This is a genomic window from Paraliobacillus sp. X-1268, from assembly GCF_003426095.1.
GTDB classification, from domain to species: Bacteria; Bacillota; Bacilli; order Bacillales; family Amphibacillaceae; genus Paraliobacillus_A; species Paraliobacillus_A zengyii.
Genome location: NZ_QJSK01000013.1, coordinates 1 through 14,682, shown reverse-complemented (window position 1 = coordinate 14,682; position 14,682 = coordinate 1). Strand labels below are relative to the sequence as shown.

Genomic DNA, 14,682 nt, shown 5'->3' with positions numbered 1-14,682 from the left:
ACAATGATGCTAAGTAAAAGCGATAGAAGAAAGGCAAAGGAGGAAGATGGGATGAAGAAAGGGACATTAAAGCAAATATTATTGATCACGGATGGATGTTCGAATAAAGGCGAAGACCCTTCTATGGTAGCGGCTTTGATTGCACAACAAGGTATAACCGTCAATGTTATCGGTGTGTTAGAAGATGATCAAAGTGAGAATCCAATGGGGCTAGAAGAGGTGGAAGAGATTGCGTTAGCAGGAGAAGGTGTTAGTCAGATTGTTTACCAACAAGCACTCTCTCAAACAATTCAAACGGTGACAAAGCAAGCAATGACACAAACATTGCAAGGTGTTGTAAATCAAGAGTTAAAGCAAATATTAGGACCAAATCAAACCATCGAGTCGCTACCACCGGAACAACGAGGAGAAGTAATGGAAGTGGTAGAGGAGCTAGGCGAGACGTGTAATATAGAAGTTTTCGTTTTAGTTGATACAAGTGCTAGTATGCAGAATAAACTACCAACGGTTAAAGAAGCATTAATTGATCTATCTATTAGTATGAATGCTCGAATTGGAAAAAATAAATTTGCAATTTCATCATTTCCGGGCAAAAGAAAGCCATTAACTAAAATTACAGATTGGTCAAATAAACTAGATTCTATTTCTTCTGTTTTCCCTAAATTAACAAGTGGGGGTATTACACCTACAGGCCCTGCACTAAAAGAAGCGATGTATCAGTTTGGGAAATCAAGATTAACAAGGAGTATGAATCAAAACGATGAATCAAACATCGAAGAAACAGGGAATTAATCTAAGGCCAGGAACTGTTATGAGGGGAAAGTGGCACAAACAAGTTTATGTTATAAGTAAACAATTGGGGCAGGGTGCTATAGGCTCAGTATATTTGTGCAAAACGAAGGACGGAAAAGAAGGCGCGCTAAAAATAAGTGATAAGGCGAATTCCATTACGACAGAGGTTAATGTATTGAAGCACCTTTCAAAGGTCCAAGGGTCAAACCTTGGGCCTTCTTTATACGATGTTGATGATTGGACGGACCCAACGGGAATGCGCTATACATTCTATGTAATGGAGTATGTAAAAGGTAAAGACTTACCAGCTTTCTTGCGAGAACGAGGAGAAGGCTGGTTGGGTATCTTGTTTGTGCAATTGTTAAAAGACTTGGAACGTCTCCATAAACAAGGGTGGGTATTTGGAGATTTAAAGCTGGATAACGTCATTGTTACCTTTTCACCACCACGCTTACGCTGGATTGATGTTGGTGGTACGACACTAATTGGTCGATCAATTAAGGAATATACTGAATTCTATGACCGTGGTTATTGGCAGGTTGGATCTAGGAAAGCTGAGCCAAGCTATGATTTGTTTGCATTAGCAATGATGGCTTTACACTATGCCTATCCAAACCAATTTGATCGTGGACAGTATCCAATTAAAACATTGCAGGAAAAAATCAGACAATCAAAACAATTATCTCCCTATCAAACATGTTTAGAAAGGGCGCTGAAAGGAGAATACATATCAAGTCTTGAAATGGAAAAAGATTTAAGCCTGAAATTATTAAAGATAACAAAACCTAAAACTACTAATCATCCAACTTCCATGATGAACCAAAAACAACTTGCATCAAAAAACCATGTGAATACAGTATGGAGTGCGTGGTTGGAAAGTTTCGCAATTATAATGGTGGCTTTTGTGTTTTTTGTTATCTATTATCTAAGTACGTAAGTCAGATGGTCATTCTTTTGTAAAACCTAAGCGAAAGACTTCCTATGTGGTAGGGAACATGTTAGGATAGACTTGTTTACCATGCTAATGAAAGAAGTTGAATCGGTAAAATGTTTAAACAAGAAGTAGATAACTTTATTAAACGCTATGCATTATTCAAACCACACAGTACGTTGTTGATTGGTGTATCAGGTGGACCAGATTCGATGGCTTTACTTCATTACTTAAATGTAATTAAAAAAGCATGGGATTTTCAGTTAATTGTTGTATCAGTAGACCATGGATTGCGTGGAGAAGAATCAAAAGTAGATGTGGATTATGTTTCGGCCTTTTGTGCGGAACAAAACATAGCATTTTATCGCACGGCGTTAGATGTCCCATCATTTAAAAAAGAGCATAAACTAGGTACACAAGAAGCAGCGCGTAACATGAGGTATCGTTTTTTTGCTGATCAAATGGATCAACATAAAGCGGATTATTTGGTTTTAGGACATCATGGTGATGACCAGATCGAAACAGTCTTGATGCGTCTTACCCGGACGGCTAATCCATCATCCTTAGCTGGAATCCCTGTTAAACGTCCGTTTGCTGACGGCGAGCTTGTGAGACCATTATTATCCGTGACAAAGGAAGAGATTGAATCGTATTGCCAGGAGAATGGGATTATACCAAGAAGAGACCCCTCAAATGAAGAAGATGTCTACACTCGAAATTATTTCAGAATTCATTTGTTACCTTTATTGAAAAAACAAAATCCTAATTTACATCGTTCTGTCAGAAAATTAAGCGAGTCGATTAGAGCGGATAATGCGTACATGAATGAACAAGCGGAAAAAGTGATGGATGAAATTGTACAACTATCAAATGAAGAAAAGCAAGTGACATGTTCAATTAAACTTTTTAAAAAGCATCCGTTTGCTTTACAAAGGCGCATATTTCATCTAATATTAAGTCATCTATATGATGTACTACCGAATGGTTTACATTTTGGTCATGAGGAACAGTTTTTTGATCTTATACATAGTGAACGGGCAAATGTAACGATAGATTTGCCGAAAGATTTACAGATAACGAAATCGTATCAAACACTGTATTTTCACTTTCGAGAAGAAGAGATAGCATGTTTTTCTGCATATTTATCTGTTCCTAGTCAAGTATATCTACCGACAGGAGCGGTGGTTTCAGCCTCTTTTGTAACGGCCCCCACTGTGCAAGAAGGTAAGAATAGACTATTCATTCCGATAAGTGATATAGAGCAAGATGTGCATCTAACCGTTCGATATCGACAAGATGGTGATCGCATGTATGTAAAGGGGTTAGATGGTCGAAAAAAGATAAAAGATATCTTCATTGATAAGAAAATCCCTCTACATAAAAGGAATACATGGCCGTTAATAGTTGATCAACAAGGAAATGTTCTGTGGGTAATTGGGTTAACAAAAGGTGCGGTCAAAGGATATTCTGGCGGGAGTCAATTTATTCAAATTGAATATAGAAGTAATGAAAAAATCTAGGAGGATCGGGATGCACAAAGACATCGAAAAAATATTAGTATCACAGCAAGAAATTGAGGAAAAATGTAAAGAGCTTGGCGCGCAATTATCTGAAGAATATAAAGATCGATTTCCACTAGCGATTGGGGTATTAAAAGGTGCTTTACCATTTATGTCGGATGTTCTTCGCTCTATGGATACATATTTAGAAATGGATTTTATGGATGTTTCCAGCTATGGTGGAGAAATGCGTTCTTCAGGTGAAGTGAAAATTGTAAAAGATTTAAACACAAAAGTTGAAGGTAGAGATTTGCTTATAATTGAAGATATTATTGATAGTGGACTTACATTAAGCTATTTGGTTGATTTATTTAAATATCGTAAAGCAAATTCAATTAAGATTGTTACTATGCTAGATAAACCTGCAGGCCGTACTGTTGACATTGTTGCTGATGTGGTTGGTTTTAAAGTGCCAAATGAATTTGTTGTTGGATATGGATTAGATTATCAAGAAAAGTATCGTAATTTACCTTATATCGGTGTTTTAAAACCGCACATATATGGTGGAGAATAAGAAGAGTATGTAACATGACAGATCAAAAAGTAGCATATCTTTAAAAAAGGAAATGCAATTAGTTGTAATCGTCCTTTTTTATATGATACTATTTACTATAGTTTTCTCACTTGGAGGAGGTAGGCAATGAATCGAATAGTACGTAATGTGATCTTTTATTTTGTCATATTTTTAGTGGTGATTTCCGTAATGAATGTTTTCACTGGACAAAATAATCAACAAGAAGAATATAATGTAAGTGAATTTATGCAAGCACTTGATAATGGTACGATAGCAAGTATGGAAATGCGACCTTCAAATGGTGTTATGCGAATTGAAGGAGAGCTAGTAGGTACGGATGAAGAACCTACTACATTTGTCACAAACGTTCCGGATAACAATGATATTGTCGCGAATGTTTATCAAAAAGCAAATGAGCAAGGTATTATAGATGTACAAGAAGAAGAGCAACCAAGCGGATGGGTAACGTTCTTAACTACGATGATCCCGTTTGTTATCATATTTGTCCTGTTTTTCTTCCTTCTTAACCAATCTCAGGGTGGCGGAAACAAAGTCATGAACTTTGGTAAGAGTAAAGCGAAGATGTACAGTGAAGAGAAAAAGAAAGTCCGATTTAAGGATGTTGCTGGTGCCGATGAAGAAAAGCAAGAGCTTGTAGAGGTAGTAGATTTCTTAAAAGATCCTCGTAAGTTCGATGCTATTGGAGCAAAAATACCTAAAGGTGTTTTATTAGTAGGACCTCCAGGTACAGGTAAAACGTTATTAGCAAGAGCAGTTGCCGGAGAAGCTGGTGTGCCATTCTTCTCTATTAGTGGTTCCGACTTCGTTGAAATGTTTGTCGGTGTTGGTGCATCACGTGTACGTGATTTGTTTGAAAATGCGAAGAAGAACGCACCAGGTATTATCTTTATTGATGAGATTGATGCAGTTGGTCGTCAACGTGGCGCTGGTGTTGGTGGCGGTCATGACGAACGTGAACAAACGTTAAATCAGTTACTTGTTGAAATGGATGGTTTTGGTGAAAATGAAGGTATTATTATTATTGCCGCAACAAACCGTCCTGACATCTTAGACCCTGCATTACTACGTCCAGGCCGTTTTGACCGTCAAATTACAGTTGATCGTCCTGACCTACGTGGTCGTGAAGATGTCTTAAAAGTACATGTGCGTAATAAGCCACTAGGTGACGATGTGGAGTTAAAAACAATCGCGATGCGTACACCTGGATTTTCAGGTGCAGATTTAGAAAACCTGCTTAACGAAGCTGCGTTAGTAGCAGCACGTACGAATAAAACGAAGATCGAAATGGTCGACGTTGATGAAGCAATTGATCGTGTTATTGCAGGACCTGCGAAGAAGAGCAGAGTTATCTCACCAAAAGAAAAAAATATCGTCGCATATCATGAAAGTGGACACACTATTATTGGAATGGTGCTGGACGATGCTGATATGGTTCATAAAGTTACAATCGTACCTCGTGGGCAAGCTGGTGGCTATGCTGTCATGCTACCAAAGGAAGATCGTTACTTTATGACGAAACCAGAGCTATTAGATAAGATTACTGGTTTACTTGGTGGGCGTGTTGCTGAGGAAGTAATATTCGGTGAAGTTAGTACGGGGGCTCACAATGACTTTGAACGTGCAACGAATATTGCTCGTAAGATGGTAACAGAGTACGGCATGAGTGATGCAATAGGTCCTGTTCAATTTGCTAGCTCAGGTGGTCAAGTATTCTTAGGAAGAGACATGCAAAATGAATCTAACTACAGTGAAGCAATAGCATATGAAATTGATAAAGAAGTTCAAAGCTTTATTAATCAGTGTTATGCTCGTGCAAAAGAAATTCTAACGGAAAACAAAGATAAATTAGAATTAGTTGCGAAGACATTATTAGAGATCGAAACGTTAGATGCAAGACAAATTAAAGGTCTTTTTGAAGATGGTATCTTACCGGATCCAGTTGTTTTTGAACAAAATGAAACGGATACGAGTGGAGAAGATAAACAATCTTCAGATTCTAAAGATGTAAAAGTTAACATTCAATCAAAATCAGAAGAAGATCATACATCTATTTCTTCCGAGTTTGATTCGAATGATGACGAAACTTCTGAAGAATCAGATCCAGATAAAAAAGAATAGTATATGCCAACTGGTGTAATCAATTAATTGATTACACCATTTTTTTATCTAAATATCTTTTTTAAAAGACTGTTGTTTATGACTAAATAACCAAAGGCTCTGTCGTAACACTGCTATCGGCTACTTAAATAATTTACTGATTGCTACCACGCTACGGTAGCAAATGGTCTCCCTTCGCTGGATAGTGTATCTATGTTCTATACAGGTGATAAAATTACTTTTTATTGTTTATAACTCATGCTTTAGTTAGCCGTTAATTACCAATTATAGCGTCTTTTACGCCATTTTATTTAGCGGACTAAAACCTAGTGGATCAAGCTAAATGGGCGAGACTCCTGCAGGAACAGCACGGGCTGAAGATCCACTCGGAGGCGTTCTTTGCTTCCGAGTTAGCTGAAGTCGTGCCTGCGGAAAGGGAGCCCATTTCGCTTGAGGAGCGGGATATAAATTACTTTGTATTGCACTTTTTATAAAGTGCGTTATGTTACGACTAAGTTTCTCTCAAGTCTGAAGAGTGAAAAGTAACAATGTTTGTGAATAAAGTCATTCTGAAATATGGTGTATGAATAGAGTTAAAAGTAAAGTCTAAGATCGATAGCATTTTTACTGTAATTTTTTAAGAAAGTCGCCAGATTAACGAAGTGTAATACAATATGATATGATGGTAAAAATAAATATGGTAGAGTTGGTGAAAGAGTAATGATATTTGTATTAGATGTTGGTAACACAAATACTGTTTTAGGGATTTTTGACCAAGACGAATTGAAATACCAGTGGAGAATTAAAACGGATCGAGAAAAAACAGAAGATGAATTTGCGATGTTAATTAAATCGTTATTTGAGCATGAAGGTTTAACATTTGCTAATGTTAACGGTATTATTATTTCTTCTGTCGTTCCTCCTATTATGTATGCCTTCGACCGAATGGCTGAAAAGTATTTTGATCAAAAACCTTTAATTGTTGGTGATCAAGCAGTTGAATTATTTTTGAAAATGAAATATCCTAACCCAGCTGAACTAGGAGCTGATCGTATAGTTAACGCAGTAGGAGCAATTGAAGCCTATGGTGCGCCCTTGATTATTATTGATTTCGGTACAGCTACGACATACTGCTATGTGAACGAAAATGAGGAATATGTAGGTGGTGCCATCGCGCCTGGGATTAATATTTCACTGGAGGCACTGTATTCAAAAGCGGCCAAATTACCTAAAGTTGAAATTAAACATCCAAATGAGATTGTTGGGTTATCGACTGTTGAAGCAATGCAATCAGGTGTATACTTTGGTTATGTGGGACAGGTTGATGAGGTTGTAAGAAGATTTAAGAAGGTGAGTTCTGAAGATACTAAAGTTGTCGCTACAGGTGGATTGGCTACATTAATTGCAGGAGAATCAAGTATGGTTGATATTGTAGATCCTGTATTAACATTAAAAGGTTTATATGTTATCTATAAAAAATTGAATCATCATACCGAATAAGGTTAAAATCATTGGAATAAAGGAGTTTATATAGATGGATTATTTAATTAAAGCAACAGCTTTTCAAGGAACAGTAAGAGCGTATGCTATTCAATCAACAGAAACTGTAGAAGAAGCAAGAAAACGCCATGACACATGGGCGACTGCATCTGCTGCCCTTGGTAGGACAATTACAATTTCTACAATGATGGGAGCGATGTTAAAGGGAGAAGACAAGTTGACTGTAAAGGTTGAAGGTGACGGACCTGTAGGACCTATCGTTGTCGATTCTAATTCAAAGGGAGAGGTTCGAGGATATATTACGAATCCCCATGTTGATTTTGATTTAAATAACAAAGGTAAATTGGATGTAGCACGTGCAGTTGGTACGTCAGGAAATATAAGTGTTGTAAAAGATCTTGGTTTAAAGGACTTTTTTACTGGCCAAGTGCCGATTGTTTCAGGCGAAATCGGGGAAGATTTCACCTATTATTTTGCTAACTCTGAACAAGTGCCATCTGCGGTAGGAGCTGGGGTATTGGTTAATCCGGATCACTCTATTTTAGCTGCGGGCGGTTTTATTATTCAAGTAATGCCAGGGGCAACTGATGAAACAATTGGTGGTATAGAAACAAAAATTTCAACAATTGATCCGATCTCAACGTTAATTCGACAAGGAAGAACGCCAGAAGAAATTTTAGCCCTTATATTAGGGGAAGAGAACATGAAGACACATGAAAGAATGCCTGTCCAATTTACATGTTCTTGTTCGGTAGATCGAATTAAAAACGCGATAAAAAGTTTAGGAAATCAGGAAATTGACCAGATGATAGAAGAAGACGGTGGAGCAGAGGCTGTTTGTCATTTTTGCAATGAGCAGTACCAATTAGATGTGGATGATTTAAACGCATTAAAACAAGCATAAGGAGAAAACACATGACACGTAAGTTACTATTGGGGATGATTGTTCTGCTTTTGGTTACTAATATTGTAACAATTGCTATCTGGATGATTGATCGAAATGATAATGAAGACGAAGAATTTACTGTTGATTTTGATCAAAATGAACCAGTTGCTACAATTGGTCAAGATGAGATTACCTATGGAGAGTGGATCAATCATTTAGAGAAGGCCTACGGTCGGGAGGCCTTGGAAGAGGAAATAAATGAAAAGGTAATTAGACAATTGGCAGAGGAAAAAAACATCTCGATAAACGAAGAGGTAGTTGAGCTTGAATTATCACTATTATTCACGATGGAAGGTATACTGTCCGAAGCAGAAGTAGAAGAAAAAGAAGAGGAATGGTCAGAGAGTATTAGAAATAGACTATACTTGGAAGAACTAATAACAGAAGATATGGAAATAACAGATCAAGAATTACAAACCTATTACGACCAATATCGTGATCAATACCAATTTTCTCAAACTATACAGTTATCACATATTGTAGTTTCAGATCAAACCACAGCGAACAAAGTAATCGATGAATTGGATGCTGGAGCTTCATTTACTTCGTTAGCGCGTGAGTATACGGTGGATGAAGAGACGCGTAATGACGGTGGTTATTTAGGCTACTATACGGAAACGAGTAGTTTTTTACCTAGTGCTTATTATGACCAAGCGATGTCCATGCAAGAGCATACGTATAGTGAACCATTTATAGTCGATGGTGGGGTTGCAATCCTATACTTACATCGAGAACTAGCAGAAATAGATTTAAGTTATGACGCGCTGAAGGATCATCTTCGAAGAGAAGTAGCATTAGAAAAAATGGAAGTGTCCCCTTCAGCGGCAAGTTTATGGAATGAGTTAGAAATTGAATGGATTTATGAGTAAAAAATTTTCTGTTTATTCTTGTAAATAAGTTGACAAAGCTAAGTGATGTGGCGTACAGTGTAATTAAACGAATAAGAATACTCGGGATTAGGAGTGATAAAATGAAAATAGCACAATCAATTAGTGAATTAATCGGTAACACACCAATTGTTAAATTAAATCGTACTGGTAATCAAGGGGATGCAGAGATTTATGTGAAGCTAGAATTCATGAATCCTGGTAGCTCTGTAAAAGATCGTATTGCATTAGCGATGATCGAAGCGGCTGAAGAAAGTGGAGAGTTAACACCGGATAAGACAATTGTTGAACCAACAAGTGGTAATACAGGAATTGGGTTAGCAATGGTCGCGGCAATTAAGGGCTATAAAGCAATACTTGTTATGCCGGATACAATGAGCATGGAACGTCGTAATTTATTACGTGCATATGGTGCTGAACTAGTTCTAACACCAGGTGCAGACGGTATGAAAGGTGCCATTAAGAAGGCTGAGGAATTACAAGAAGTAAATGGTTACTTTATGCCACAGCAATTTAATAATGCAGCGAATCCTGCTGTACATGAACGCACAACAGGTAAAGAAATTGTTGAACAAATGGGTGATCAACTAGACGCATTTATCTCTGGTATTGGTACTGGTGGTACGATTACAGGTGCAGGTAAAGTGTTGAAAGAAAAGTATAAAGATATCAGCATAGTAGCTGTAGAACCTGAAGGCTCTGCAATTCTATCGGGAGGTACACCAGGTCCTCATAAAATTCAGGGAATCGGTGCTGGATTTGTTCCAGAAGTGCTAAATACAGAAGTATATGATGAAATTGTTACAGTTAGTAATGAAGATGCTTATGCAACTGCAAGAGAAGTGGCGCGTACAGAAGGATTGTTAGGTGGTGTTTCTTCAGGTGCAGCTATCCATGCAGCAAAACAAGTGGCGAAGAAGTTAGGTAAAGGGAAAAAGGTATTGGCTGTTATTCCGAGTAATGGAGAACGCTATTTATCTACACCGCTTTATCAATTTGATGAAGAATAAGCATTTGTTAGCATTGTGATATAAAAAGGTGGCCCCATTTCAATGGAGGCTACTTTTTTTATGAGCAAACTTATATTTGATTGTAACAATTAGATGCAATTTACTAGTAGATTAAAAGTTATAAATAATTTACAATTGCATGTGTAACGGCTGATTGTTTTGTTTGTTTGATGTACAATAGATGTAAAAATAGGGGCGATCAAGTTGTATCGAAATATCAAAACAAGGCATGGTAATATTAACTTAGATAAAAAGACAGTAGTAATGGGAATCCTTAATGTGACACCTGACTCTTTCTCTGATGGAGGCAAGCACGATCAACGTGATCGTGCGGTTCAACATGCTATTGCGATGGAACGTGCGGGAGCGGATATTATAGATATAGGTGGAGAGTCTACAAGACCTGGTCACGAACCGGTTTCTGAAGAAGAGGAGATAGCGCGTGTTATTCCTATTATAAAAAAAATAAGAGAACAAGTATCTGTGCCAATTTCAATTGATACGTTCAAAGCGGAAACGGCAAAACAAGCGATTTCTGCAGGGGCAGACATTATCAATGATATATGGGGTGCGAAAAGGGAGCCTGAAATAGCTGAGGTTGCTGCTACACATAAAGTTCCGATTATTTTAATGCATAATCGTGCAGATCACGTGTATACATCTTTAATTGAAAATGTATTAGATGATCTTAGAGAAAGTATAAATATAGCCTTGAATAAAGGTGTGTTACAAGAACAAATAATCTTGGATCCTGGTATAGGTTTTGCTAAAAATGCCGTTCAAAATATGGAAGTTATAAGACATCTGGAGCAATTGTTAACACTAGATTATCCGTTACTATTAGGAACATCACGAAAATCAATAATCGGAAAAACATTAGATTTACCTACTGATCAAAGAGATGTGGGAACGTGTGCAACTACATGCTTTGGTATAACAAAAGGTGTTGATATTGTCCGTGTGCATAATGTTGAAATGACTGTTCAACTGACAAAAATGATGGATGCGATGATCGGAAAAGGTGGTAAAGTAGATGGATAAAATTTATTTACATAAGTTAGCGTTTTATGGATATCATGGTGTATTTGCAGAAGAGAATAAATTAGGCCAACGGTATTATGTTGATCTTGAGTTAGAAATTGATCTGCAAAAAGCGGGGAAGTCTGATCAAATAGAGGACTCAATTGATTATGGACATGTTTATCAAATTACGAAAGAAATTGTTGAAGGGAAGGCATATCGGCTTGTTGAAGCTGTTGCTGAAAATATTTCGGAAAGATTATTGCAGACATTTGATCAATTAGCTGCATGCCGTGTGAAAGTGGATAAACCAGATCCACCAATTCCAGGCCATTATCAAGCGGTAGCTGTGGAAATATATCGGGAACAAACAAAATGAAAGTAGCTTATATCGCGTTAGGATCAAATATAGAGCCGAGATATTCTTATCTAAAAAAAGCAATAAAAGAGTTGGAACAAATTGCGAAAGTCGTAGTTTTAAATAAGTCAGATGTTTATGAAACAGTACCTGTTGGATATACAGATCAAGCAAATTTCTTGAATATGGTTATTGAAATTGAGACGAGCCTATCCGCTTTTAACTTACTTGATTCATGCCAAGCTGTTGAAGGAAAGCTTGGTCGTAATAGAGATATAAGGTGGGGGCCCCGAACAATAGACCTTGACATTTTATTGTATAATAAAGAAAATATGAAGACGGATAAATTAATTATTCCACATCCCAGAATGCACGAACGTGCTTTTGTATTAGTGCCGTTACAGGATGTGAATCCTAATATTCATATCCAATCTATAAATAAAGATGTCTCACGTATTTTAAACGACTTACCAACAGAAGAGAAAAGAGGCGTAATCAAATGGATTCCATGCACTGGGGAAGAAGAATAAAGGCATTTCGTAAATTAAAAGGGTATACACAAATTCAATTTGCAAAAAAAGTTGGGGTTTCTGTATCTGTCATGGGAGAAATTGAACGAGGGATGCGAAATCCTCCACATGATTTTTTGGTTAAGGCAACACAAATTTTAGAAATATCATTAGAAGAATTGCAGCCTGAGCTTGAGGATCAAGTACAACAAGTTTAAATAAAGAGATAATATAGATGTATAGTACTGTCAATAAAATAAGAAAATGAAGGAAATGCTATATATGGACGATGAGAGAAACCTACTAACTTACAAATATTTGGTATGCGATTGATGAAGAACAAATGTATGAAGATTAGTGATAATGGAGATATGTAAAAAGAAGCGTTACATCTATAATGGCTTATTAGGAAATGGTAAGGTTAGCGAACGGTAAGTTTATAGTCTTCAACTAACTTATATTGAAATAAAGGACTGCGCAGTATACACTGGCAGTCCTTTATAGGTGTAATTCTTTGTTAATATGTTATGATTAGAAGCAGATTACTAATTAAAGAAGGTTTAGGGTGTAATTTCCTTTATACATAATAAACTAAATGAGTAAACGGGAGTGAAATGTAGATGTCAGAAGAATTGAATGAACATATGCAGGTGCGACGCGATAAATTAGAAGTATTCTGGGAAAAGGGAATTGATCCGTTCGGGGATAAGTTTGAGCGTACTCATTTAGCGTCTGACTTAATAGAAGCATATGATCAATTTACAAAAGAAGAACTTGAAGAAAAAGCGATTGAAACAACAATAGCAGGAAGAATTATGACAAAGCGGGGGAAAGGGAAAGCTGGTTTTTCTCATGTCCAAGACTTTAGTGGACAAATTCAATTATATATTCGTACAGATAAAATTGGAGAAGAGGCATATGAGCTTTTCAACTCAGCGGATTTAGGTGATATTGTTGGAATAACTGGAACAGTTTTTAAAACAAAAGTGGGAGAGCTTTCTGTAAAAGCGTCTAAATTTCAAGTTCTAACTAAATCTTTACGTCCACTACCGGAAAAATTTCATGGACTAAAGGATGTAGAACAACGTTATCGTCAGCGTTATTTAGATCTTATTACAAATCCGCAAAGTAAAGAGACATTCATTATGCGTAGTAAAATCATTCAATCAATGCGCCGGTATTTAGATGGAGCGGGTTTTCTTGAAGTAGAAACGCCGATGATGCACGGGATTGCTGGTGGAGCTTCTGCCCGACCGTTTATTACACATCATAATGCATTAGATATGCAATTGTACATGCGTATTGCTATAGAGCTCCACTTAAAACGATTAGTAGTAGGTGGTATGGAAAAAGTATATGAAATTGGCCGTGTATTTCGTAATGAAGGAGTATCAACACGTCACAACCCAGAGTTTACTATGCTAGAATTATATGAAGCCTACGCTGATTATCATGATGTTATGGCATTAGTGGAAGAAATGGTATCCCACATTGCAAAAGAGGTAAATGGATCTACTACCATTATGTATGGAGAAGACGAAGTGAATTTAGAACCACAATGGAAAAGGGTTCATATGGTTGATGCCATTAAAGAATATACTGGTGTTGACTTCTGGGAACAGATGACCGATGAAGAAGCTAAAGCATTAGCGAAACAACATAACATTGGAATTAAAGATTCTATGACTTATGGACACATTGTTAATGAATTCTTTGAGCAACGGGTAGAAGAGGAGTTAATCCAACCAACATTTGTTTATGGACATCCTGTTGAGATATCGCCACTTGCAAAGAAAAATAAAGAAGATGAACGTTTTACAGATCGTTTTGAATTATTTATTGTTAGACGCGAGCATGCAAACGCATTTTCGGAGTTAAACGATCCAATCGATCAGCGTGAACGTTTTGAAGCACAAGTGAAAGAAAAAGAGCAAGGTAATGATGAAGCACATGAAATGGATGAAGATTTCTTAGAAGCGTTGGAGTATGGCATGCCTCCAACAGGTGGATTAGGAATTGGTATTGATCGTTTAGTAATGCTTTTAACAAACGCTCCTTCTATTCGTGATGTGTTATTGTTTCCTCAAATGCGAAACCGTGGTGAATAATAAACTAGTAGTACTTTTAAAAACCTTGCAGCCACATAATTGCGAGGTTTTTAAATATTTTTATAGTCAATCATAATAATAGGATTGCATTTCAATCATAATAATGATATATTAATTGCTGTTGTACAGAACGTAATCAGCGGAGAGAAATTATTTGTTGACAATATATCTGGACAATGGTATATTAATTAGGTCGCTACTTTTCGACTGAAGAATAGCAAACGAAAATTATTATAAAAAATTCTTGACTTTAATCAAATAGTTTTATATAATATAAAAGCTGTCGAAAACAACAGCAAAATAAATTGATCTTTGAAAACTGAACGAAACACACAGTATGTTAAGTAAGTAGAAACAACAAGCTAGTTAAGTATTTGAGCAGCAAGCTCGCATTTTATGGAGAGTTTGATCTTGGCTCAGGACGAACGCT

General features: G+C 36.8%; 14 protein-coding genes. All 14 read left to right on the top strand.

The window, feature by feature from the left end:
• The first annotated feature begins 6 nt into the window (after positions 1-6).
• The 14 genes from D2K62_RS13175 to lysS all read left to right on the top strand — a co-directional run bounded on the left by D2K62_RS13175 (position 7) and on the right by lysS (position 14,252).
• Positions 7-792 carry a vWA domain-containing protein gene (locus tag D2K62_RS13175; RefSeq protein ID WP_255421368.1) on the top strand — a complete coding sequence of 262 codons (786 nt, stop codon included), beginning with the start codon at positions 7-9 and terminating at the stop codon, positions 790-792.
• Positions 761-1,729: a protein kinase domain-containing protein gene (locus D2K62_RS13170; RefSeq protein WP_117149411.1), complete on the top strand. Its 969-nt coding sequence runs from the start codon at positions 761-763 to the stop codon at positions 1,727-1,729. The genes D2K62_RS13175 and D2K62_RS13170 overlap by 32 nt, the downstream gene beginning before the upstream one ends.
• A gap of 110 nt (positions 1,730-1,839) precedes the next feature.
• A complete protein-coding gene (gene tilS / locus D2K62_RS13165; protein ID WP_117149410.1) occupies positions 1,840-3,243 on the top strand; it encodes a tRNA lysidine(34) synthetase TilS in 1,404 nt (467 codons plus the stop codon).
• A gap of 10 nt (positions 3,244-3,253) precedes the next feature.
• Entirely contained in the window at positions 3,254-3,796 is a 543-nt protein-coding gene (gene hpt / locus D2K62_RS13160; RefSeq protein ID WP_112179197.1) for a hypoxanthine phosphoribosyltransferase, read from the top strand.
• Between the two features lie 126 nt (positions 3,797-3,922).
• Positions 3,923-5,935 (top strand): ATP-dependent zinc metalloprotease FtsH, encoded by a 2,013-nt coding sequence (gene ftsH, locus D2K62_RS13155; protein ID WP_117149409.1) that lies wholly within the window; start codon positions 3,923-3,925, stop codon positions 5,933-5,935.
• A 699-nt stretch (positions 5,936-6,634) separates the two neighbouring features.
• A complete protein-coding gene (locus D2K62_RS13150) occupies positions 6,635-7,414 on the top strand; it encodes a type III pantothenate kinase (RefSeq protein WP_112179201.1) in 780 nt (259 codons plus the stop codon).
• A gap of 34 nt (positions 7,415-7,448) precedes the next feature.
• Entirely contained in the window at positions 7,449-8,318 is an 870-nt protein-coding gene (gene hslO / locus D2K62_RS13145; RefSeq protein ID WP_117161596.1) for an Hsp33 family molecular chaperone HslO, read from the top strand.
• 11 nt (positions 8,319-8,329) lie between these two features.
• On the top strand, positions 8,330-9,229 hold the full coding sequence (locus D2K62_RS13140; protein WP_112179205.1) for a peptidylprolyl isomerase: 900 nt from the start codon (positions 8,330-8,332) through the stop codon (positions 9,227-9,229).
• Positions 9,230-9,330: 101 nt separating this feature from the next.
• Positions 9,331-10,257, top strand: coding sequence for a cysteine synthase A (cysK, locus tag D2K62_RS13135; RefSeq protein WP_112179206.1), 927 nt, complete (start codon positions 9,331-9,333; stop codon positions 10,255-10,257).
• A gap of 204 nt (positions 10,258-10,461) precedes the next feature.
• The gene (folP, locus tag D2K62_RS13130; RefSeq protein WP_232828019.1) at positions 10,462-11,298 is read left to right on the top strand and encodes a dihydropteroate synthase; all 837 of its coding nucleotides are present in this window, start codon (positions 10,462-10,464) and stop codon (positions 11,296-11,298) included.
• A complete protein-coding gene (gene folB / locus D2K62_RS13125; RefSeq protein ID WP_112179208.1) occupies positions 11,291-11,656 on the top strand; it encodes a dihydroneopterin aldolase in 366 nt (121 codons plus the stop codon). Before folP ends, folB begins: the two co-directional genes overlap by 8 nt.
• Positions 11,653-12,165: a 2-amino-4-hydroxy-6-hydroxymethyldihydropteridine diphosphokinase gene (gene folK, locus D2K62_RS13120; protein ID WP_112179209.1), complete on the top strand. Its 513-nt coding sequence runs from the start codon at positions 11,653-11,655 to the stop codon at positions 12,163-12,165. Before folB ends, folK begins: the two co-directional genes overlap by 4 nt.
• Complete coding sequence (locus tag D2K62_RS13115; RefSeq protein WP_112179210.1) at positions 12,135-12,362, top strand: helix-turn-helix domain-containing protein; 228 nt, start codon at positions 12,135-12,137, stop codon at positions 12,360-12,362. The genes folK and D2K62_RS13115 overlap by 31 nt, the downstream gene beginning before the upstream one ends.
• Positions 12,363-12,764: 402 nt before the next feature.
• On the top strand, positions 12,765-14,252 hold the full coding sequence (lysS, locus tag D2K62_RS13110) for a lysine--tRNA ligase (protein WP_112179212.1): 1,488 nt from the start codon (positions 12,765-12,767) through the stop codon (positions 14,250-14,252).
• The last annotated feature ends 430 nt before the right edge of the window (positions 14,253-14,682 follow it).

Excerpts from the sequence above, each read along its gene's own strand:
- D2K62_RS13170 (WP_117149411.1), top strand. The coding sequence starts at position 761 with ATGAATCAAACATCGAAGAAACAGGGAATTAATCTAAGGCCAGGAACT.
- D2K62_RS13115 (WP_112179210.1), top strand. The coding sequence starts at position 12,135 with ATGGATTCCATGCACTGGGGAAGAAGAATAAAGGCATTTCGTAAATTA.
- folB (WP_112179208.1), top strand. The coding sequence starts at position 11,291 with ATGGATAAAATTTATTTACATAAGTTAGCGTTTTATGGATATCATGGT.
- tilS (WP_117149410.1), top strand. The coding sequence starts at position 1,840 with ATGTTTAAACAAGAAGTAGATAACTTTATTAAACGCTATGCATTATTC.
- hpt (WP_112179197.1), top strand. The coding sequence starts at position 3,254 with ATGCACAAAGACATCGAAAAAATATTAGTATCACAGCAAGAAATTGAG.
- folK (WP_112179209.1), top strand. The coding sequence starts at position 11,653 with ATGAAAGTAGCTTATATCGCGTTAGGATCAAATATAGAGCCGAGATAT.
- D2K62_RS13140 (WP_112179205.1), top strand. The coding sequence starts at position 8,330 with ATGACACGTAAGTTACTATTGGGGATGATTGTTCTGCTTTTGGTTACT.
- D2K62_RS13175 (WP_255421368.1), top strand. The coding sequence starts at position 7 with ATGCTAAGTAAAAGCGATAGAAGAAAGGCAAAGGAGGAAGATGGGATG.
- hslO (WP_117161596.1), top strand. The coding sequence starts at position 7,449 with ATGGATTATTTAATTAAAGCAACAGCTTTTCAAGGAACAGTAAGAGCG.
- cysK (WP_112179206.1), top strand. The coding sequence starts at position 9,331 with ATGAAAATAGCACAATCAATTAGTGAATTAATCGGTAACACACCAATT.
- lysS (WP_112179212.1), top strand. The coding sequence starts at position 12,765 with ATGTCAGAAGAATTGAATGAACATATGCAGGTGCGACGCGATAAATTA.
- D2K62_RS13150 (WP_112179201.1), top strand. The coding sequence starts at position 6,635 with ATGATATTTGTATTAGATGTTGGTAACACAAATACTGTTTTAGGGATT.
- ftsH (WP_117149409.1), top strand. The coding sequence starts at position 3,923 with ATGAATCGAATAGTACGTAATGTGATCTTTTATTTTGTCATATTTTTA.